Source organism: Polaromonas sp. (assembly GCF_029945685.1).
Classification (GTDB): domain Bacteria; phylum Pseudomonadota; class Gammaproteobacteria; order Burkholderiales; family Burkholderiaceae_C; genus Polaromonas.
In genome coordinates, this window is record NZ_JAQSDA010000012.1 from 116,364 (window position 1) to 136,386 (window position 20,023).

Genomic DNA, 20,023 nt, shown 5'->3' on the forward strand with positions numbered 1-20,023 from the left:
TTAAGCACAAAATTGGCGAAATGCCCAAGCGGGACGAACGCTACCAGCTATCAAACCGATAGCAACCACTCCCATCAAAGCTCTACAGCAACCCGGCCCCGGGCAGAAAAACCGGCGGTGGTTCGGGCGGCGGCGGCTCGCTCTGCGCGGGCTCGGCTTTTTCCACCGGCATGCGCAGGTCGTCGAGATAATCGCGGGCGATGTTGACGGTGCTTTTGACGCCGAGGGCGGCGAAGCGTTTGGCCAGCCACTCTTTGCCGCAGACGATGCCCAGGTCGCGCAGGGAGTGAATCAGGCTCTTGTCTGTGGATGACTTGCTGGCGGCGGTGAATTTTTCCAGCGCCTGGCCGCCGTCGATGCGGTGCATCAGCACGTCTTTGTAATGCGCGGGGTCCAGCTTGCCTTCGGCGAGCAGGCGCTTGACGAAATCGACCGCGCGCATTTCGGCAATCAGCGCGGCGTTGAAGGTGATTTCGGTCATGCGGTCCATGATCTCGCCGGGTTTGGTGGGCAGCTCGGCGCGCTGGATCGGGTTGATTTGCACCAGCACGATGTCGCGGCTCTCGCAGCGGTAGATCAGCGGGTGAATCGCCGGGTTGCCCGAATAACCGCCGTCCCAGAAATGGTCGCCGTCAATTTCCACCGCCTGAAACACCATGGGCAGGCAGGCCGAGGCCATCACCGCGCTGGCCGTCAGCCGCTTGCCGCAAAACACCTCGGCCTTGCCGCTGCTCACGCGCGTGGCCACCACAAACACCTGGGGGGTGTCCGGGCTGGCCGCCGCCGCCAGGCGTTCAAAGTCCACCTGCTTTTCCAGAAAGTCTTTCAGCGGGTTGATGTCGAAGGGGTTGCGCTGGTAGGGCGAGAGGGCGTTCGACCAGTAACGTGTCATGGCATCGGTCCACAGCTTGCTGGACCAGTTGCCGCCGCCCATCAGCCCGAACAGGATGCCGAACGGCGCCTGCTGCATCTTGCTGACCGATTGCGAGAGCGAGGACGACAGCGCGCCCATGTCGACAATGCCGTTCCAGAAGCTGTCCAGCGCTTCACGCGCCGCGTCGTGCCGCGCGGCGCGGGGTTTGCCTTCAGACCGGGCAAAGCCGTGGGCCAGCGCCACCGCGTTCATGGCGCCGGCGCTGGTGCCGCTGATGCCTTCGAAGGCCATGCGCCCGTCGTCCAGCAGGGCGTCGAGCACGCCCCAGGTGAAAGCCCCGTGCGAGCCACCGCCCTGCAGCGCCAGGTTGATGCGCGGCGTGTGCGGGTCTGGCGGCGCGGCAGATTCTGGTGCGGCGGGCAGGTTCATGCGGTGAGCTTAGCAAGAAACAGGCACGAACTAAAATAGGCCCTGCCCCCGCGCTCCACCCGCCCCTTCCGCCACCACCGACTCCCATGAACTACCTGACGGGTTACCCCGACACCCTGCAGAGCCAGGTGCGTGACCTGGTCGCGCAAGACCGGCTGGGCGCCATGCTGCTGAAAAAATACCGCAGCGCGCACGAGATACGCACTGACAAGGCGCTGTACGACTACGTCATCGACATCAAGAACAGTTTTCTGCGCAATGCCGACGCTTTGAGCAAGGTGGCGTTTGACAGCAAGCTGCAGGTGATTGCCCATGCGCTGGGCACCCACACCACGGTATCGCGTGTGCAGGGCAGCAAGCTCAAGTCCAAGCGCGAGATCCGCGTGGCCAGCCTGTTCAAGGAGGTGCCGATCGAGTTTTTGCGCATGATCACGGTGCACGAGCTGGCGCACCTGAAGGAAAAGGCGCACGACAAGGCGTTTTACCAGCTCTGCACCTACATGGAGCCGGACTACCACCAGTTCGAGCTGGACCTGCGCCTGTACCTGACCCACATGGCCGCCGGCGGGCAAGCGCCGTGGCCGGTGACTCGCTGAACCGCTGAGCAGGCGCTGTTTGCTATCTATTTGAGAGCTGTCTGCGCATGCCCCATTTGGGCCGGCGCACGAAAAGGCTCAAAGAAACTCAGGGAACCAGCCCCAGCGCGTGCATGTAGGCCGGGTGCAGCATCAGCGCGTCCCAGTCGATGGCAGGCGTGGTGGGCAGCAGGTCCAGACGGCGCCCTTCGCTGGCTTCCAGCGGCTCCCACTGCTGCCGGAGCTGGCCCTGGGTCAAGCCGTCGAGCAGCTCGTCCACCTCCTGGCCCTCGCCCATCGACTGGTTGCACAGCAGCACCATGTCGCAGCCGGCGTTGAGCGCGGCCATCGCCGCTTCGGTGTAGCTGACCTGCTTGCCGTCGAGCAGGCGGGCACCGGCCATGCTGAGGTCGTCGCTGAAAATGGCGCCGCCAAAACCGAGCTGGCCGCGCAGGATGTAGGTCAGCCACTTCTCGGAAAAACCGGCCGGGCGCGCATCGACCTTGGGGTAAATCACATGGGCCGGCATCACGCTGGTCAGCGTGGTGTTGAGCCACTCGTAAGGGGCCGCGTCGTCCGCCAGGATGGCTTTCAGGCTGCGCCTGTCGACCGGGATGTCGGTGTGCGAATCGGCCTTGACAAAACCATGGCCAGGAAAGTGTTTGCCGCAGTTGGCCATGCCGCTTTGCAGCAGGCCGTGCATCAGGCTTTTGGCCAGCAGCCCGACCACACGCGGGTCGCGCGCAAAGGCGCGGTCGCCGATGACGCTGCTTCGGGAAGCGCCGGGCCGCCCCAAGCTGACCACGCCCCCCCGGGGGGCAGCAGGCACTTGTGCCTGCGTGGGGGCCTCATCCGTAAAGTCCAGGTCCAGCACCGGCGTGAAGCTGAAGTCCACGCCGCAGGCGCGCAGCTCGGCGCCCAGCACGTAGCCGCAGGCCGTGGCGGCATTGGTCGCCGCCATCGCGTCTTTCAGCCACAACTCGCCCAGCGCACGCATGGGCGGCAGGTGGGTGAAGCCGTCGGTCTTGAAGCGCTGCACGCGGCCGCCTTCGTGGTCCACGCAGATCAGCAGGTCCTTGCGGATTTTCTTGATCTCGGCGCACAGCGCCGTGAGCTGCGCGCGGTTGTCCCAGTTGCGGGCAAACAGGATGATGCCGCCCGTCAGCGGATGTTTGAGACGGCGTTTGTCGGTTTTGCTGAGGGTCAGGCCGGCAATGTCGATGATCAGGGGGGCGTGTTGGCTCATGAGGAATCTCTGATTGACTATGAATTTAATAGCTGCTCGCGTACGTACAGCTTGGGCTATGACGGGTTTTTCTCTACAACCACAAAACTGGCGGCGTAGTCGGTTTCGTCGGTCACGCTGACGTGGGCGGTCAGGCCGCGCGCCTCGAACCATTCCTTGAGCGCGCCGTGCAACACGATCTCGGGCTTGCCGCTGGCGGCCTTGGCGATTTCGCAGTGGCGCCAGGTCATGGGCAGACGCATGCCCATGCCGACGGCCTTGCTGAACGCTTCCTTGGCGGAAAAGCGCGTGGCCAGGTAACGCAGGCCGCGCTCGGGCCAGCGTGCGCTACGGGCTTGCCAGGTGGCGAACTCGGCGTCGCTGAGGATCTTCTGCGCAAAACGCTCGCCATGCCGCTCAAAGCTGGCGCGGACGCGGCGCACGTCGCAGATGTCGGTGCCTATGCCGTAAATCATCAGAATGTGGCCCCCACGGTCGCGCACTGCGTGTCGCTCCCTGCCCCCCGGAGGGGCCGCTGCGTCTGCGGGCCGGCGAAGCCGGACCCGCGGCCCCGGCTGGCAAAGAGAGGAAGTTGCAACAACGTGCCCATCAGGCGACGGGGAACGCGTTGTCAATGCAGCGCAGGTAAGCGGCGACCGTGGCGCTGTAGCCCAGCTCCAGCGCGTCGGCAATCAGCGCGTGGCCAATCGACACCTCGAGCACGCCGGGCACCGCCTGCAGGAACCCGGTGAGGTTGTCGCGGTTCAGGTCGTGGCCGGCGTTCACTCCCAATTTGATAGCTGCCGCCGCCCGTCCCGCAAGGACAAACGGCTGCAAAGCCTTTTCTTGTTCGGGCGTGCCCCAGGCCCGCGCATAGGTCTCGGTGTACAGCTCCACCCGGTCCGCGCCGACGGCCTGGGCGGCCGCCATGGCTTCGGGTAGCGGGTCCATGAACAGGCTGACGCGCACGCCCCGGTGATGGGCTTCTTCAATCAGAGGTTTCAAACGGGCCGCATCCTGGGGAAAGCTCCAGCCGTGGTCGCTGGTGAACTGGCCTTCGCTGTCGGGCACAAAGGTGCATTGGTGCAGCGGCAGGCCGCGCGCCGACAGGTTGCGCACAAACTCCATCAGGTTCTGCAGCGGGTTGCCCTCGACATTGAACTCGCGGTCGGGCCAGTCCTTCATGAGCGCCGCCAGCTCGTAAACGTCGTCGCTGCGGATATGCCGCTCGTCGGGACGCGGATGCACGGTGATGCCCTGGGCGCCCGCCTCCAGGCACAGCTGCGCCGCCCGCAGCACGTCGGGGATGCCCAGGTGGCGGGTGTTGCGCAGCAAGGCGACCTTGTTGACGTTGACCGACAGGGCGGTGCGGTGGCGGAGAGCGGGGGCGTGTACAGGAGCCATGGTGGGCGTTGATCCCTTAGAAAGCCTGCAGATCGATCATCATCTGCCGGGTTTTGAAAACCTTCACATCGCAATGGTAGTGCAGCAGGGACCGCAGCTGGGTTTTGAGTGCCGGCAAATGGTTCACACAGGCCTGCACCGTGTCGGTAAACGGTGCATCGTCCTTGAGGGTGTCCTGCAGATCCTGCCATTGCCCGCCCAGCAGGCTGGCGCGGTCGTCGTCATGCGCCTCGCGCAGGCCGGCTTCGGCCACCAGCACATAGGGTGTCTGCGGCTCCAGGGGCGCCAGCGTGGCGGTCTGGGCGTCCAGCGCCGGCAGCAGGCCAATGCCCTGCAGCAGGCGCAACTCGAACGCGCGCAAGGCCACCTCCAGCGTGTCAATGGTCTGGCTGGCCAGCAACTGCACGGTGGCGGCATAGGCGTCGAACAGCACCGGGTGCGGGTCGTCGCGCGCCAGCAGGCGCATCAGCAGTTCGTTGAGGTAATACCCCGACAGCAGGGCGTCGCCGGTCGGCATGACATGGCCGCCCTGCCACTCGGCGCTGCGCAACATGCGGATCTCGGCGTCGCCGCCGAAAGCGACGTGCAGCGGCTGCAGCGGCAACAGAATGGGACGGAAGTTCGAGCTCGGTTTCTTCGCGCCGCGCGCCACCAGCGCAATGCGGCCGTAGCTGCGGGTGAACACTTCCAGAATCAGGCTGGACTCGCTCCAGTCGTAGCGGTGCAGGACATAGGCCGGCTCGTCGCTGATGCGTTTAGTAGCCAAGGTGAAGGTCAGACGAGGGAATGAGTGTCAACGAGAGCCACTGTCTTGGTCTCAAACCAGCAGGGGCCGCGGAACCGGCTTCGCCGGGCCGCAGGCGCAGCGGCCCCCTCGGGGGGCAGGGAGCTACACGCAGTGAGCGACCGTGGGGGCATCACTCGTAGCCAAACGTTCTGACCCTGGCTTCATCGTCCGCCCATCCCGAGCGCACCTTGACCCAGATCTCCAGGAACACCTTGCCGCCGGTCAGGGCTTCGAGTTCGTGCCGGGCTTCGGTGCCGATGCGCTTGAGCTTTTCACCCTTCTCGCCAATGATCATGCCCTTGTGGCCGTCGCGTTCGACAACAATGGTGGCGGCGATCCGGCGCAGTTCGCCCTCCTGCTCGAACTTGTCGATGATCACCGTCGAGGTGTAGGGCAGCTCGTCGCCGGTCAGGCGGAACAGCTTTTCGCGGATGATCTCGGCCGCCATGAAACGCTCGCTGCGGTCGGTCAGCTCCTCGGCACCGTACATCCAGGGCTGCGGGGGCAGGTACTTCTCGCAGATGCCGAACAGGCGCTCGACATCCTTGGCGTTGTTGGCCGACATCGGCACGAACTCGGCAAAGTTGTGCCGCTCCTGCATTTCCTTGAGCCAGGGCGCGATGTCCGCGCGGCGGTGGATCAGGTCGAACTTGTTGGCCAGCAGGATCGCCGGCGTGTTCGCCGGCAGCAGCGACAGCACCTTGGCATCGGCCTGGTTGAACTGGCCGGCCTCGACGACGAACACAATCAGGTCCACGTCGTTGACGGCGCCCACCACCGTCTTGTTGAGCGAGCGGTTCAGGGCATTGCCGTGGCGGGTCTGGAAACCCGGGGTGTCGACAAACACATACTGAGTGGCGCCCAGCGTGCGCATGCCGGTGATGCGGTGCCGCGTGGTTTGCGCCTTGCGCGAGGTGATGCTGATTTTCTGCCCCACCAGCGCGTTGAGCAAAGTCGACTTGCCCACATTGGGCTTGCCGACGATGGCGATCAGGCCGCAGCGCTGACCGTCAACCGGCGGCGCGTTGTTGGCCTGCGAGGTCATGGCTTTGGCCAGCATGGCTTCCAGGGCGGCATCCTGCGCCGGCACGATGGCTTCTGCCGGCTCAACAGCAGGCGCAGCCCTGGCCTTGGTGGGGGCTTTGGTCGTGCCGGCAGGCGCTGCCGGGCGTGCCGGCTTGGAGGGAGTTTTTTTTGCGGGGGTCATGAGGGTCGCCTGTTGGCGGCTGCGCTTGCAGCGCCGGTTTCAAGTCAAGGAAGCGTTTTTACGTAAGCCAGCATCGCGGCGGCAGCGGCCTGCTCGCCGGCACGCCGCGAGCCGCCAATGCCGCGTTCCGCACGGCCAAACTCGCTGATTTCACATTCCACGTCAAAGGTCTGCTTGTGGGCTGCGCCCAGCGTTCCAACCACGCGGTAGATCGGCAGGTTCATTTTGCGGCCCTGCAGCCATTCCTGCAACTCCGTCTTCGGGTCCTTGCCGATGGCCTGCATGGTCGGGTTGATTTCAACGTCCTGGAACAGCCGGCGCACCAGGCGATCGGCCTTGTCGAAACCGGCATCCAGGAACACGGCGCCAATGACCGCTTCCAGCGCATCGGCCAGAATCGATGGCCGCTTCTGCCCGCCCGACTTGGCCTCGCCCTCGCCAAGGCGTATCAACAGCGGCAGGCCCAGCTGCACCGCCAGCTTGTGCAGCGTGTCCTGCTTGACCAGGTTGGCGCGCACCCGCGACAAGTCGCCCTCGGGCAACTCGCTCAGCCGCTCGTACAGCAAACCGGCCACCGCCAGGTTGAGCACGGAGTCGCCCAGAAACTCGACGCGCTCGTTGTGGTCGGCTGAAAAGCTGCGGTGGGTCAGCGCCTGCTGCAGCAGGCGTGGATTGGAGAATTCGTGCTCCAGGCGCGTTTGCAGCGCCTGCAGGTCCGGGCTCAAGGTTGGACTGGCACGCACTTACTTGGAGCGGCCGGTGTACTTGAGCAGCAGGTAAGCCGGCCCGCCAATGTGGATTTCCCGGTTGTAGGCAAAACTGACCGTCACCTTGTCGCCGTTTTTTCCGACCTCGAGGTCCTTGCCGCTGATCGACTTGATGTCGTCAATGGCGGCCGCCTTGTCGAAAATCGCGCGTACTTCGGGCACCGTACTGCCCTCGGCCGCCTTGCTGGCCGCCTTGGTGATGGCCTGGAATTCGACCAGGGTGGGAAACACCTGGGCTGCGATCACGCCCGCGAAAGCCAGCACGCCGCCCACGAACAGGATGCCAATGAACGAAATGCCACGTTGCCGATTTTTCATCATGTGTTTCCCCAGCTGTTGTTAGTTGCGCCCCATGTCCCGCCCTGCCCCTGCGCCGTCAAGGCCGGCCCGGCTCCCGCCTCAGTCGACCTTGCCGATGCGTTTGAGGTTACCAAAATTCATCCAGACAAAAAAGGCCTTGCCGACAATGTTGGCCTCGGGCACAAAACCCCAGTAGCGCGAATCCAGTGAATTGTCGCGGTTGTCGCCCATCATGAAATAGTGCCCCTGCGGCACCTTGCAGACCACGCCCTCGCTACTGTAGCGGCAATTTTGACGATAGGGAAAGTCGGAAGCACCGGCAATGAAGGCTGGCCGGTCCTCGTCATTGAGCACACGGTAGGTCTTGCTGCCGGTGGTTTCCCTGAACTGCTTGGCATAACGCAGGGCGTCTTCGTCAAAGAAATCGGACAGCGCCACCTTGGGCACCGGCTGGCCGTTGATGGTGAGCTTCTTGTTCAGGTAGGCCACTTCGTCGCCAGGCACACCGACCACCCGCTTGATGTAGTCCAGACTGGGTTGGGGCGGGTAACGGAACACCATCACGTCACCGCGCTGCGGACTGTTGTTGTCAATGATCTTGAGGTTGATGACGGGGAGCCGCACGCCGTAGTGGAATTTGTTGACCAGAATCAGGTCGCCCACCAGCATGGTCGGAATCATGGAGCCGGATGGAATTTTGAAAGGCTCGAACAGGAAAGAACGCAGCAGGAACACGACCACAATGACCGGGAAAAGCCCGGCTGTCCAGTCCAGCCACCAGGGCTGCATGAGGACCCGGCCCCGGGCTTCCTCGATGTTGCCATCGACCTGGCTGATGCCCCTGGCGGCCAGCTCGCTGCGGCGTCGGGCCGCCTCCTGCTCGATGATTTCGGCCGCCTTGCGGCGCTGCGGCCAGAAGTAGAACTTCTCGGCCAGCCAATACAGGCCCGTGACCACGGTTGCCAGAAACAGCAGCAGGGAGAAATTGCCTTCCACCATGCCCAGGTACCAGGCGCCGCCGTAACCGGCGAACACCATCAGCACCAGCGCGGTGAGGGTACTCATGAAGCCCATCATTATTCTTCTACCTGCAGGATGGCCAGGAAGGCCTCCTGGGGAACTTCCACCGAACCGATCTGTTTCATGCGTTTTTTACCTGCTTTTTGTTTTTCAAGAAGCTTTTTCTTGCGTGAAATGTCGCCACCGTAGCACTTGGCAATCACGTTCTTGCGCAGCGCCTTGATTGTCTCACGCGCAATGATGTTGGCCCCGATGGCCGCCTGGATCGCGACGTCGAACTGCTGGCGGGAAATGATCTCGCGCATCTTGGCCACCACCGCCCGGCCGCGGTAGGCCGACTGGCTGCGGTGGACGATGATGGACAGCGCATCAACCTTCTCCCCGTTGAGCAGGATGTCGACCTTGACCACATCGGAAGCCCGGAACTCCTTGAACTCGTAATCCATGGACGCGTAGCCGCGCGAGACGGACTTGAGCTTGTCGAAGAAGTCGAGCACGATCTCGCCCAGCGGCATCTCGTAGGTCAGCATGACCTGCTTGCCGTGGTAGGCCATGTTGAGCTGGACGCCGCGCTTGAGGTTGGCCAGCGTCATGACGGCGCCCACGTACTCCTGCGGCATGTAGAGATGCACGGTGACGATGGGCTCGCGGATCTCGTTGATCCTGCCGGCATCCGGGATCTTCGACGGGTTTTCGACCATGATGATCTCGCCATCGGCCTTGAGCACCTGGTAGACCACGCTGGGCGCGGTTGTGATCAGGTCCTGGTCGAACTCGCGTTCGAGCCGTTCCTGCACGATCTCCATGTGCAGCAGACCCAGAAAACCGCAGCGAAAGCCAAAACCCAGCGCCTGGCTGACTTCGGGCTCGTAGTGCAGGGACGCATCGTTGAGCTTGAGCTTTTCCAGCGCGTCGCGCAGGGAGTCGTACTCGCTGGCTTCGGTCGGGTACAGGCCGGCAAACACCTGCGGCTGGATTTCCTTGAAGCCGGGCAGGGCCTCGGTGGCGGTCGCTGCCACCCCGCCGGTGCCTGGCCTGATCAATGTCACGGTGTCGCCAACCCGCGCTGCCTGCAGCTCCTTGATGCCGGCAATGATGAAGCCAACCTCGCCGGCTTCGAGCGCGGCACGCGGCTCGGTATGCGGCGTGAAAACGCCCAGCTGGTCGGCGTTGTACGTGGCCTCGCTGGCCATCAGCTTGATGCGCTCGCCCTTGACCAGCCGGCCGTCCACCACTCGCACCAGCATCACGACACCCACATAGGCGTCGTACCAGCTGTCGACAATCATCGCGCGCAGCGGTCCGTCCGGATTGCCTTGCGGCGGCGGAATGCGGGCAATCACCGCCTCCAGGATTTCGTCGATGCCCATGCCGGTCTTGGCGCTGCAGGGAATCGCGTCGGTCGCATCGATGCCGATCACGTCCTCGATTTCCTGCTTCGCGTTCTCCGGATCAGCATTGGGCAAATCCATCTTGTTGAGCACCGGCACCACCGTCACGCCCAGCTCGAGTGCGGTGTAGCAGTTGGCCACGGTTTGCGCTTCCACACCCTGACTCGCATCCACGACCAGCAGCGCACCTTCGCAGGCCGACAGAGAACGGCTCACTTCATACGAGAAGTCGACGTGGCCGGGTGTGTCAATCAGATTGAGGTTGTAAACCTGGCCGTCAAGGGCCTTGTATTTGAGCGCAGCGGTCTGCGCCTTGATGGTTATCCCACGCTCCTTTTCCAGATCCATGGAGTCGAGCACCTGCGCGCTCATCTCGCGATCCTGCAATCCGCCGCAACGCTGGATGATGCGATCGGCCAGCGTGGATTTGCCATGATCAATGTGCGCAATGATCGAAAAGTTTCTGATGTGATTCATCAAAGGGAACGCCTAAGTGCTTGAAAGTATTGCGAAGAGCCCGCGGTCAATTCGCGAAAGCCATAAAAAAGGGCGCGTCACTTGTGACGCGCCCTGAACCAACAATCTATGGCAACTGCGATAGTTGGAAGCTTCATTGTAGGCAAAAAGCCGACCACGCATAGCCTCGAAATTGCCAAATTTTTCCCGTTGCAAGGCAGCAACATGGATTTTATGCACAAGTTATTCACAATTTTAACTGAGAGCCTATGGACAACATGTGGGTGATCTGTGGATCAGCAGTGAATCGTGCCAATTCATGCAAGGAAACGGTTTTTTAAACGCTTGATATATCGGAATCATCCGGAATATTGCGTCCATTCTACCAAAATCGCTCATTAGTCGAATTTTAAGTTAGCAGACACAAACATCTCTCAAGCGTTCGGGCGGGGGAGAAATATTTTTTTGACATGCCTGCCAAGCGGCATTTTCGGCAAAACCCCCAACCCCGGTCAGGGTAAGCGGGCTGCAAAAAGCGGCATTCGCAGGGCTGGCGGGTGTCGCTGCACCCGCGCAGGCCTTAACGCGATGGCCGGATCAGCGCGAACTGTGCGACCTCGCCGCGCCGGAACAGCACGTTGATCACCTTGCTCTTGTCGGCTTTGGCCAGCACTGCTTCAAAGTCCTTCACGCTGGCGACCTCCGTGTTGGCAATCGCCAGAATCACGTCGCCTTCGCGCAGCCCGGCCCGCGCTGAAGCGCCCTCACTCGCATCCACCTTGACACCACCTTTGAGCTTGAGATCCTTCTTCAACGCCTCGGGCAACTCGCTGACCACCAGCCCCATGACCTGGGCCGGTCCGGCCACTGGCGGTTTGCTCTCCGGCGCCTGGGCCTTGCGCACCGGCTTTTCTGCTTCTACCTCGGCGATCGTTACGTTGAGGTCCCGGGTACTGCCGCGCCTGAAGACGGTGATCGTCGTTTTGGTGCCCGGCTTGACGTTACCCACCAGGCGAGGCAGATCGGTTGCCCGGTCAATCACCTTGCCCTCAAATTTGGTGATGATGTCGCCCGCTTCGATCCCGGCTTTTTCTGCAGGTGATCCGGCTTCGACGCCGCGCACCAGCGCTCCTTGCGGCTTGCCCAGCCCGATGGACTCGGCCACCTCCTTGCTAACCTGGTCGATCTGCACGCCGATCCGGCCGCGCGTCACCCGGCCCGTGGTGCGCAACTGGTCGGCCACGCGGGTGGCCTCGTCAATCGGAATCGCAAACGAGATGCCCTGGAAACCGCCGGAGCGCGAGTAGATCTGGCTGTTGATGCCGACCACCTCGCCACGCATGTTGATCAGCGGTCCGCCCGAGTTGCCCGGATTGATGGCCACGTCGGTCTGGATGAAAGGCAGGTAGTCGCCCGTGTCGCGCTGCTTGGCGCTCACAATGCCGGCGGTCACCGTGTTCTCAAGACCAAAAGGCGATCCGATGGCCATGACCCACTCACCGACTTTCAGGCGGCTGATGTCGCCGATTTTCACGGCCGGCAAGCCGGCGGCTTCGATTTTGACCAGCGCCACGTCGGTGCGCTTGTCCGTGCCGATGATCTTTGCCTTGAACTCGCGCTTGTCCGTCAGCGTCACCAGCACCTCATCGGCGCCTTCGACCACATGGGCGTTGGTCATGACCAGCCCGTCCGTGCTCAGGATGAACCCCGAACCCACGCCGCGCGGCTGCTCTTCGTCAGGCTGGCCGCGATCCGGCTTGGGCGCGCGCGGCATGTTGGGCGGCACCGGAATGCCGAAGCGCCGGAAAAACTCCAGCATCTGCTCGTCGGCGTTGCCGGCCGCACCGGCCTTGACTTTTTCAACGGTCCGAATGTTGACGACCGAAGGTCCGACCGCTTCGACCAGGTCCGTGAAGTCGGGCAGGGTCCGCACTTGCGCCAGCACCGGCTGCACAGGCATCACGGCCAGGACAGTGCCCAGCGCCAGCGTACCGGCGACGAGGCAGGTGCGACCTTGTTTCCAGTTCAATATATGCATCATCAACCTTTGAAAAATTGTCGGAAAAGAAGGGTAAATCGCGTATTCAATCAGGTGCCGGTCGGGTGGCAGCCGATGGCCGGGCGCGGGACAGCCCCGCGAGCACAGGCATGGGCCAGCACGAAATGGGTGCGCTATTTCCTGCGTTCAAGTCCATTGGCAAACAGGCTCAGGGTGGCCATGGGCACCTCGCCCATCACGGTCAGCCAGTAAGCGTCGACACGCCGGGTCAGCGACTGCGTGGCACCCAGGGACACCCTGGATTCACGGACGTGGCGCTGGGCATCAAACGACTCGACAAAAATCGATACCGACGCCAGGCCGTCCGAAAAAACCCACTGCATGGGCTCGCTTCCCGACTGTCCCGCGAGCGGGCGTTTGTAGCAACTCATGGACTGAAAGCCCGGCACCGGCGCTTTCATCACCCAGCCTTCGGCGCTGGCTGTGGTCTTGACCAGTCCCGGCTTCTCGACCCGGTAGCCATCGACCTTGGCCATCATTTGCGCCAGCTTGTCGAGCCTGACCGGTGCATCGAGCTGCAATTCCGAAAAAGCCGCCTGCTCCAGCACCTTGCCGTCGGCGTCGAGCGTCTGAAGCTTGACGACCATGCCCTTCTTCTGTTCGGCCCAGACACGGTAGCCAAAGCGCATCGTGTCGCGGGGAATCAGGGCGACGATGTCGGCCTCCACGCCGGCCACCCGCTCGCTGCCCTCCTGCCGGGCCTTGTAAAAATCAGCGATGTGGCTGTCGGTGGACTTGAGCAGCTGGGGAAATAGACCCAGTGATTCCTGCCTTTCAGAACGCACCACCTTCTGGTCGGGCAGGAAGGTCACCACCTGGTCGTTGTGCCGGAAAACCGTACGCGGGGCCCCAGTGAGGGTTTCGACCTTTTCCATCTGCTGCGTCCCGTCGCAGACATGCCAGATTTTTGCGCTGGACATGGCGCCGCCGGAGGACACCACGAAGGTGCCCACGTAAGACCGGTTTCTGGAGGCTTCGTGCATGCGCATCAACCACTCGTTGATGCTCCTGGACTCCGCAGCCTGGCCCGGTGCTGTTGTTGCGGCCGGCACCGGCGCCTGAGCTGCTACGTAATTTGTAGCAGCCAGCGCACATGCAGCAAGGGCCAGTGGGCGAAAATAGCTAAAATTCATGGAGTAAACCGGCCTGGCATTGCCTGCAGCGGCCGCGTCAGCGACGCTCGCCCTGGGGCGACTCGAAGGTGGCGTTTCGCAGAAATCCCGAGGGCACCTGCAAGGCCGACGTGCCGCCCAGCTGCCGGTGTGCGGCCAGCAGCTCCTGCATGCGCGCATCACGCACCACGGTGCCCCGCTCCGACACCACCAGCACCTGCTGCGCTGCGGGCTCGGTGCGGGCCAGCTGCGGCGCCGTCGACGGTGCCAGCAGGCCCGCGCCGGCATTCCACGCAATGGCCGCCACCGCAGCAACGGACGCAAACCCCGCCACCAGTTTCCAGGAGAAGCTGGCGTCGTTCGCAGCGTCTTCCCTGGCCCGCCCGGCCGAGGGTTGACGTACTTCCGGCAAGACAGCGGGGGCCACCAGGACCTGCTCCTGGCTAAGGCGCACCCGCAGGCGCGCAACAAAGGCTGTATCCGCAGCGTGCGGGATCAGTTCCGGCGAGCGCAACACGTCACCAATCAGGTGGTAGGTCGTCCAGCTGTCCAGCGCCTGGGCGTCGGCCTCGCAGGCCGTCAGCGCACGGGAAAAGTCCTCGCTCGCCAGCTGGCCGTCAGCCAGGGCGGAGATCAACTCACTGTGTTGCGTCATCGGTTTCATGGTGTCCATGGGCAGCTTGGATCTGCCGGTTTCAATCGTTTACTCTGACTGGCATCAACTCGTCGGCACGTCTCAAAAACTACCAGCGTTTGCCGGACTGGTTTTCCAGCAAGGGCTTGATCCTTGCGGAAATCGCTTCCCGGGCCCTGAAGATCCGTGAACGCACGGTGCCGATCGGGCAATTCATCACTTCTGAGATCTCTTCATAACTCAGACCTTCGATTTCCCGCAGCGTGATGGCCTGGCGCAATTCCTCGGGCAATGCCTCCATGGCGGCATTGACCATTTGCGCGATTTCCTTGCCGGCAAGCACAGCCTCGGGCGTTTCCGAACTGATTAGTTCGTTTTCCAGCGGGGAAGTTTCATCGCTTTCATCGCTTTGACCGGATTTGAACGAATTCTCCGAGACCGTGGGGTCGCGCTTGAGTTCCATCAATGCCTTTTTGGCGGTATTGACGGCAATACGGTAGAGCCAGGTGTAGAACTGGGCTTCGCCCCGGAACTGGGCCAGCGCCCGATAGGCACGAATGAAGGTTTCCTGGGCAATGTCCTCGACCAGGTCCACATCGCGCACCATGCGCCCGATCAGGCGCTGGATGCGGCGCTGGTACTTGATGACCAGCAGCTCAAAGGCCTTCTGGTCGCCCGCAACCGTGCGCTCGACCAGCATGGCGTCGCTGTCGCTTGCCACCGGCGGGCTCTGCGGGGAATCCTCGGTACTCATGAACCGGAACGCGGCGACGGAGGCGGCGCGGGAACATCAGCCATGACCACAGCCGGGCTGGCGTCCCACCGCATCATGTCCGGTGACGGCCGGTGCTGCGCGTGAACGGCACGGCGCAGATCCAGCCAGCGCTCGGGCTGAAGAGAATGGCCGGCCCAGAGCCACAGGGTGGCGTGGTCCTGATTCTCCAGTCGCAGCAGCATGATGCGCTGAAGATCGAGCGCGACCGAGAGATCACGCACGGGTGTGCCCGACTGGTAACTCTGGCTTTCCCAGCGCCAGTCCTGTCCGTCCCAGCGCAACTGGCCGACCGGCGAATGAAGCCATGCCCATCCGGCAACAAGCCCGGCAACCAGCACGACGGCCAGAGCCGTCCACAAGCGCCAGTCAGCAACCGGTGCGGCACGCCACCAAAGGGCCAGCACGCCGACCCCGGCCAGCCAGAGGCCGAGCAAGGCAACGCCCTGAAAATGCGAACGCCCCAGCGGGTAAGTAACCGGCGGGGCGTTATGCATGGTCAGGGGACAAAGTGACGGGAGTCAGGTGCGGCCGGGTGTACGGAATGGGGAAAGACCTCAGACGCGCTTGAACACCAGCGTCCCGTTGGTGCCGCCAAAACCAAAGTTGTTTTTGACGGCGACCTCGATTCTGGCGTCACGCGCCGTGTTGGCGCAGTAGTCCAGATCGCACTCGGGATCCTGGTTGAAGATATTGATGGTGGGCGGAATCTTCTGATGATGCAATGCCAGCACGGTAAACACGGATTCGATGCCACCGGCGCCACCGAGCAGGTGCCCGGTCATGGACTTGGTCGAACTGATCACCAGGTTTTTGGCGTGGTCGCCAAACGCGGCCTTGATGGCATTGGTCTCGTTCAGGTCACCAGGCGGGGTCGAGGTCCCGTGCGCATTGAGGTATTGGACATCGCCGGCATTGACGCCAGCATCTTTCAAGGCCATGACCATGGAACGGCGCGGGCCATTCACGTCGGGCGTGGTCATGTGATAGGCGTCACCGCTCATGCCGAAGCCGACAACCTCGGCGTAAATCTTCGCGCCACGCGCTTTGGCATGTTCGTACTCTTCAAGCACCATCACACCGCCGCCCTCACCGAGCACAAAGCCGTCCCGGTCCTTGTCCCAGGGACGCGAGGCCGTTTTCGGGTCTTCGTTGCGGGTCGACAGGGCACGGGCTGCGGCAAAACCGCCCACACCCAGGGGCGACACCGTCGCCTCAGCACCGCCGGCCACCATGACGTCGCAATCACCGTGCTCGATCATGCGCGCCGACAGGCCGATCGCATGCAGTCCGGTGGTGCAGGCCGTCACGACGGCAATGTTGGGGCCCTTGAAGCCAAACTTGATTGACACATGCCCGGAGATCATGTTGATGATGGAGGCCGGCACAAAAAACGGGGAAATCCGGCGCGGGCCCCGGTTGGTCAGTTCGGTGTGCGTCTGCTCGATCATCGGCAAGCCGCCAATGCCTGAGCCGATGTTGCAACCGATACGTGTCGCCAGTTCCTCGCCGAGCGCATCGCCCGTGGGCAAGCCGCTGTCGGCCACCGCCTGGCAGGCCGCTGCCAGGCCCAGGTGAATGAACCGGTCCATATGGCGGGCTTCTTTTTCAGGGATGTAATCCGTGATGTCGAAGCCCTTGACCTCACCTGCAAATTTGCAGGCGAAATTGCTTGCATCAAATTGCGTGATCAGGTCAATGCCGGACGTTCCGGCCAGCAGATTGGCCCAAGAGTCGGCCACGGTGTTACCCACCGGGCTGACACACCCCAGACCTGTCACAACGACGCGACGACGGCTCATGCGCAAATCCTGAAGAAAGTCCCGAAAGACCCAAGGCCTTTCGAGCAAGCTGGAAAAAGACCGGAGTCTTTAGGCTTTTTGATGGGTGTTCGCGTAGTCAATCGCGTTCTGAACGGTGGTGATCTTCTCGGCGTCTTCGTCGGGGATCTCGATGCCAAACTCGTCTTCCAGAGCCATGACCAGTTCTACGGTGTCAAGCGAGTCAGCGCCCAGATCGGCCACAAAGGCTTTTTCGCTGGTGACCTGGCCTTCTTCCACGCCAAGTTGCTCGGCAATGATTTTCTTAACACGTGCTTCGATATCGCTCATAGTTCCCTCTGAGGGTTGTGAATTAATCCGTGATTTTAGCGTTGTTGGAGTTGATTCCCCAACCCGCCAGCCGGACGGATAAAACCCGGCTTGTGGTCCGGCGCCTGCAGGCTGCATGCATCCCCATTATTCATGATCGTGGTGACGCAGCACAGACGGGCAGCCGCCGGATGGTTTACATGTACATCCCGCCGTTGACGTGAAGCTCCTGCCCGGTGATGTAACCGGCCTGCGGGCTCGCCACAAAGGCCACGGCATGCGCGATGTCCTGCGGCTTGCCCAGGTGTCCCAGCGGGATCTGGCCGAGCAGCGCCTTCTGTTGTTCCTCGGGCAAACCTGCCGTCATGTCCGTTTCAATAAATCCTGGTGCCACGCAGTTGACGGTGATGTTGCGGCTGCCGAGCTCGCGGGCCAGCGCACGTGTCATGCCTGCCACGCCGGCCTTGGCCGCTGCGTAATTGGCCTGGCCGGCGTTGCCGGAAGCGCCCACCACCGAGGTGATGCTGATGATGCGGCCATAACGCTGCTTCATCATCGTGCGCATCACGGCGCGGCTCATGCGGAAGACGGCCTTGAGGTTGGTATCCAGCACCGCATCCCAGTCATCGTCCTTCAGGCGCATGGCCAGCATGTCGCGCGTGATGCCCGCGTTGTTGACCAGCACCTGCAGCCCGCCATGCTCCTTGACGATGACATCGATCAGCGCCTCGGCGGCCGCTGCGTCATTCACGTTGAGGTTTTTACCGGCACAACCGGGGAAAGCGGCCAGCGCCTGGCTGATTTTGCCGGCGCCCTCGTCGGTGGTGGCCGTGCCGATCACTTTCAGTCCGCGCTGCGCGAGCTCCAGGGCAATCGCCGCACCAATGCCGCGCGAAGCGCCGGTGACCAGGGCTACCTGACCTTCAAATTTGACCTCGCTCATGCCAGTGCCTCCTTCGCCTGCTTCAGGCTGTCCGGATCAAACAGGGCCACGCCCGTCATGTCCGCATCGATACGTTTGACCATGCCGGCCAGCACCTTGCCCGGCCCGCATTCAACCACCGTGGTGATGCCGCGCGCCTTGATGGCCTGCACACATTCGACCCAGCGCACCGGGCCGAAGGCCTGTGCGTACAGGGCCGCGCGGATGCGCCCGGGATCGGTCTCGACGGCCACCTCGATGTTGTTGATGACCGGGATCTGCGGCGCGGCAAAGGCGGTCGCGGCGAGCTTTTCCCGCAGCTTGTCGGCGGCCGGCTTCATCAGGCTGGAGTGAAACGGCGCCGACACCGGCAGCGGCAAGGCGCGCTTGGCGCCGTTGGCCTTGAGAACTTCGCAGGCTTTTTCAACAGCGGCCTTGCTGCCGGCAATCACGGTCTGCATCGGATCGTTGAAATTGACGGCTTCCACCACCTCGGCGCTGCCCGGCCCGAACGTACGCGCCGCTTCGGCACAACCTTCGATGACGCGGGACGCTTCCATTCCGAGGATGGCCGCCATGGCACCCACGCCCACCGGCACCGCCTCCTGCATGGCCTGCGCGCGAAAACGCACCAGCGGCGCAGCCTGCGCCAGGCTCAACACGCCAGACGCGACCAGCGCGGAATATTCGCCGAGCGAGTGGCCAGCCACCACGGCAGGCGCCACGCCGGTCTCGGCCATCCAGGCCCGGTAAGCGGCCACACCCGCCACCAGCATCACCGGCTGGGTGTTGGTGGTCAGGCCCAGCGCTTCCTTGGGGCCTTCACGGATCAGCTTGCCGAGGTCCTCGCCAAGTGCATCCGAGGCCTCCCGCAGCGTCTCATGCACGGCCGGATGATCGCCCCAGGCGTCGAGCATGCCAACGGCCTGCGAGCCCTGTCCGGGAAAAACAAAAGCAAAAGGTTTCATAAAAATATCGATAAAAACAGCTTGCCGCCCTTATGGAGCGGGCGCGAGCTGCTATAGATTCAGGAGTACCGCGCCCCAGGTGAAGCCGCCGCCCACCCCTTCGAGCAGCAGCGTCTCCCCTTTTTTGACCTTGCCGCTGCGTACCGCCACGTCAAGCGCCAGCGGAATGGAGGCGGCGGAGGTGTTGCCGTGCTGATCCACCGTGACGATCACCTTGTCCATGGACATCTTGAGCTTCTTCGCGGTGCTCTGCATGATGCGGATGTTGGCCTGGTGGGGAACCAGCCAGTCGATGTCGCTCTCCTGCAGGCCGGCCTTGGCCAGGGTCGCACGCGCCGCATCTTCGAGAACACCGACTGCGAGTTTGAAAACGGCCTGCCCGTCCATCTTGAGCAGCGGATCGCCCAGCACCTTGCCGCCAGCCACGGTGCCCGGCACACACAGGATGCCGACGTGTTTGCCATCGGCGTGCAGGTCACTGGCCAGGATGCCGGGCGTCTCGGACGCCTCCAGCACCACGGCACCGGCACCGTCACCAAACAGCACGCAGGTGGTGCGGTCCGAAAAATCGAGAATGCGCGAAAACACCTCCGCGCCAATAACCAGCGCCTTGCTGGCGGAGCCGGTCTTGATCAGGGCGTCGGCGATGGTCAATGCATACACAAAGCCGCTGCAGACCGCCTGCACGTCAAACGCCGGGCAGCCGGCGATGCCGAGCTTGTTCTGCAGGATGCAGGCTGCCGAGGGAAACACCATGTCGGGCGTCGAGGTGGCCACGATGATCAGGTCGATATCGCCGGGCTGGAGTCCCGCGGCCTGCAGGGCGTTTTTGGCGGCTTCCACCCCCAGATCGCTGCTGCAGACACCAGGGTCGGCAAAGTGGCGGGCACGGATGCCGGTACGCTCGACAATCCAGTCGTCGGAGGTTTCCACCCCCTGCGTCGCCAGTTCGGCAGCCAGTTCGGCGTTGCTCAGACGGCGCGGCGGCAGGTAGCTGCCGGTGCCAGTGATGCGTGAATAAGGGCTCATGA

The 20,023-nt window shown here is 62.9% G+C and carries 21 protein-coding genes; 1 reads left to right on the forward strand and 20 read right to left on the reverse strand.

Annotated elements, in window-relative coordinates:
- Positions 1–82 precede the first annotated feature (82 nt).
- Complete coding sequence (locus PSV26_RS09365; protein WP_300570038.1) at positions 83–1,303, reverse strand: patatin-like phospholipase family protein; 1,221 nt, start codon at positions 1,301–1,303, stop codon at positions 83–85.
- Between the two features lie 86 nt (positions 1,304–1,389).
- Here PSV26_RS09365 and PSV26_RS09370 point away from each other — a divergent pair, with 86 nt between their 5' ends.
- Positions 1,390–1,899: a YgjP-like metallopeptidase domain-containing protein gene (locus PSV26_RS09370; protein ID WP_300514789.1), complete on the forward strand. Its 510-nt coding sequence runs from the start codon at positions 1,390–1,392 to the stop codon at positions 1,897–1,899.
- An 88-nt stretch (positions 1,900–1,987) separates the two neighbouring features.
- Here the strand turns inward: PSV26_RS09370 and nagZ are convergent, their stop codons facing one another.
- From nagZ to PSV26_RS09465, 19 genes are all read right to left on the reverse strand, one after another.
- On the reverse strand, positions 1,988–3,124 hold the full coding sequence (nagZ, locus tag PSV26_RS09375; protein ID WP_300570040.1) for a beta-N-acetylhexosaminidase: 1,137 nt from the start codon (positions 3,122–3,124) through the stop codon (positions 1,988–1,990).
- Between the two features lie 56 nt (positions 3,125–3,180).
- A complete protein-coding gene (gene acpS / locus PSV26_RS09380; RefSeq protein ID WP_300515150.1) occupies positions 3,181–3,579 on the reverse strand; it encodes a holo-ACP synthase in 399 nt (132 codons plus the stop codon).
- A gap of 133 nt (positions 3,580–3,712) precedes the next feature.
- Positions 3,713–4,507, reverse strand: a complete 795-nt coding sequence (locus PSV26_RS09385) for a pyridoxine 5'-phosphate synthase (protein ID WP_300514783.1) — start codon at positions 4,505–4,507, stop codon at positions 3,713–3,715.
- 16 nt (positions 4,508–4,523) lie between these two features.
- The gene (gene recO, locus PSV26_RS09390; protein WP_300515148.1) at positions 4,524–5,273 is read right to left on the reverse strand and encodes a DNA repair protein RecO; all 750 of its coding nucleotides are present in this window, start codon (positions 5,271–5,273) and stop codon (positions 4,524–4,526) included.
- A 151-nt stretch (positions 5,274–5,424) separates the two neighbouring features.
- Positions 5,425–6,354, reverse strand: a complete 930-nt coding sequence (era, locus tag PSV26_RS09395; protein ID WP_300570102.1) for a GTPase Era — start codon at positions 6,352–6,354, stop codon at positions 5,425–5,427.
- Between the two features lie 191 nt (positions 6,355–6,545).
- Positions 6,546–7,244 (reverse strand): ribonuclease III, encoded by a 699-nt coding sequence (rnc, locus tag PSV26_RS09400; protein WP_300570043.1) that lies wholly within the window; start codon positions 7,242–7,244, stop codon positions 6,546–6,548.
- The gene (locus PSV26_RS09405; RefSeq protein ID WP_300570046.1) at positions 7,245–7,586 is read right to left on the reverse strand and encodes a DUF4845 domain-containing protein; all 342 of its coding nucleotides are present in this window, start codon (positions 7,584–7,586) and stop codon (positions 7,245–7,247) included.
- Between the two features lie 81 nt (positions 7,587–7,667).
- Positions 7,668–8,645, reverse strand: a complete 978-nt coding sequence (lepB, locus tag PSV26_RS09410; RefSeq protein ID WP_300570049.1) for a signal peptidase I — start codon at positions 8,643–8,645, stop codon at positions 7,668–7,670.
- Positions 8,645–10,456, reverse strand: a complete 1,812-nt coding sequence (gene lepA / locus PSV26_RS09415) for a translation elongation factor 4 (protein WP_300570052.1) — start codon at positions 10,454–10,456, stop codon at positions 8,645–8,647. The genes lepB and lepA overlap by 1 nt, the downstream gene beginning before the upstream one ends.
- A gap of 559 nt (positions 10,457–11,015) precedes the next feature.
- Entirely contained in the window at positions 11,016–12,476 is a 1,461-nt protein-coding gene (locus PSV26_RS09420; protein WP_300514773.1) for a DegQ family serine endoprotease, read from the reverse strand.
- A gap of 131 nt (positions 12,477–12,607) precedes the next feature.
- Positions 12,608–13,627 (reverse strand): MucB/RseB C-terminal domain-containing protein, encoded by a 1,020-nt coding sequence (locus PSV26_RS09425; RefSeq protein WP_300570055.1) that lies wholly within the window; start codon positions 13,625–13,627, stop codon positions 12,608–12,610.
- A gap of 37 nt (positions 13,628–13,664) precedes the next feature.
- A complete protein-coding gene (locus tag PSV26_RS09430; protein ID WP_300570058.1) occupies positions 13,665–14,279 on the reverse strand; it encodes an RseA family anti-sigma factor in 615 nt (204 codons plus the stop codon).
- Between the two features lie 70 nt (positions 14,280–14,349).
- Positions 14,350–14,994 carry an RNA polymerase sigma factor RpoE gene (gene rpoE / locus PSV26_RS09435; RefSeq protein WP_300514764.1) on the reverse strand — a complete coding sequence of 215 codons (645 nt, stop codon included), beginning with the start codon at positions 14,992–14,994 and terminating at the stop codon, positions 14,350–14,352.
- Entirely contained in the window at positions 14,991–15,509 is a 519-nt protein-coding gene (locus PSV26_RS09440; RefSeq protein ID WP_300514762.1) for a hypothetical protein, read from the reverse strand. Before PSV26_RS09440 ends, rpoE begins: the two co-directional genes overlap by 4 nt.
- 60 nt (positions 15,510–15,569) lie before the next feature.
- Positions 15,570–16,814 carry a beta-ketoacyl-ACP synthase II gene (gene fabF / locus PSV26_RS09445; RefSeq protein ID WP_300570061.1) on the reverse strand — a complete coding sequence of 415 codons (1,245 nt, stop codon included), beginning with the start codon at positions 16,812–16,814 and terminating at the stop codon, positions 15,570–15,572.
- A 69-nt stretch (positions 16,815–16,883) separates the two neighbouring features.
- Positions 16,884–17,123, reverse strand: a complete 240-nt coding sequence (acpP, locus tag PSV26_RS09450) for an acyl carrier protein (RefSeq protein ID WP_011484542.1) — start codon at positions 17,121–17,123, stop codon at positions 16,884–16,886.
- A gap of 175 nt (positions 17,124–17,298) precedes the next feature.
- On the reverse strand, positions 17,299–18,045 hold the full coding sequence (fabG, locus tag PSV26_RS09455; RefSeq protein ID WP_300514752.1) for a 3-oxoacyl-ACP reductase FabG: 747 nt from the start codon (positions 18,043–18,045) through the stop codon (positions 17,299–17,301).
- The gene (gene fabD, locus PSV26_RS09460; RefSeq protein WP_300570064.1) at positions 18,042–18,992 is read right to left on the reverse strand and encodes an ACP S-malonyltransferase; all 951 of its coding nucleotides are present in this window, start codon (positions 18,990–18,992) and stop codon (positions 18,042–18,044) included. Before fabD ends, fabG begins: the two co-directional genes overlap by 4 nt.
- A gap of 51 nt (positions 18,993–19,043) precedes the next feature.
- A complete protein-coding gene (locus tag PSV26_RS09465) occupies positions 19,044–20,021 on the reverse strand; it encodes a beta-ketoacyl-ACP synthase III (protein ID WP_300570067.1) in 978 nt (325 codons plus the stop codon).
- Positions 20,022–20,023 lie beyond the last annotated feature (2 nt).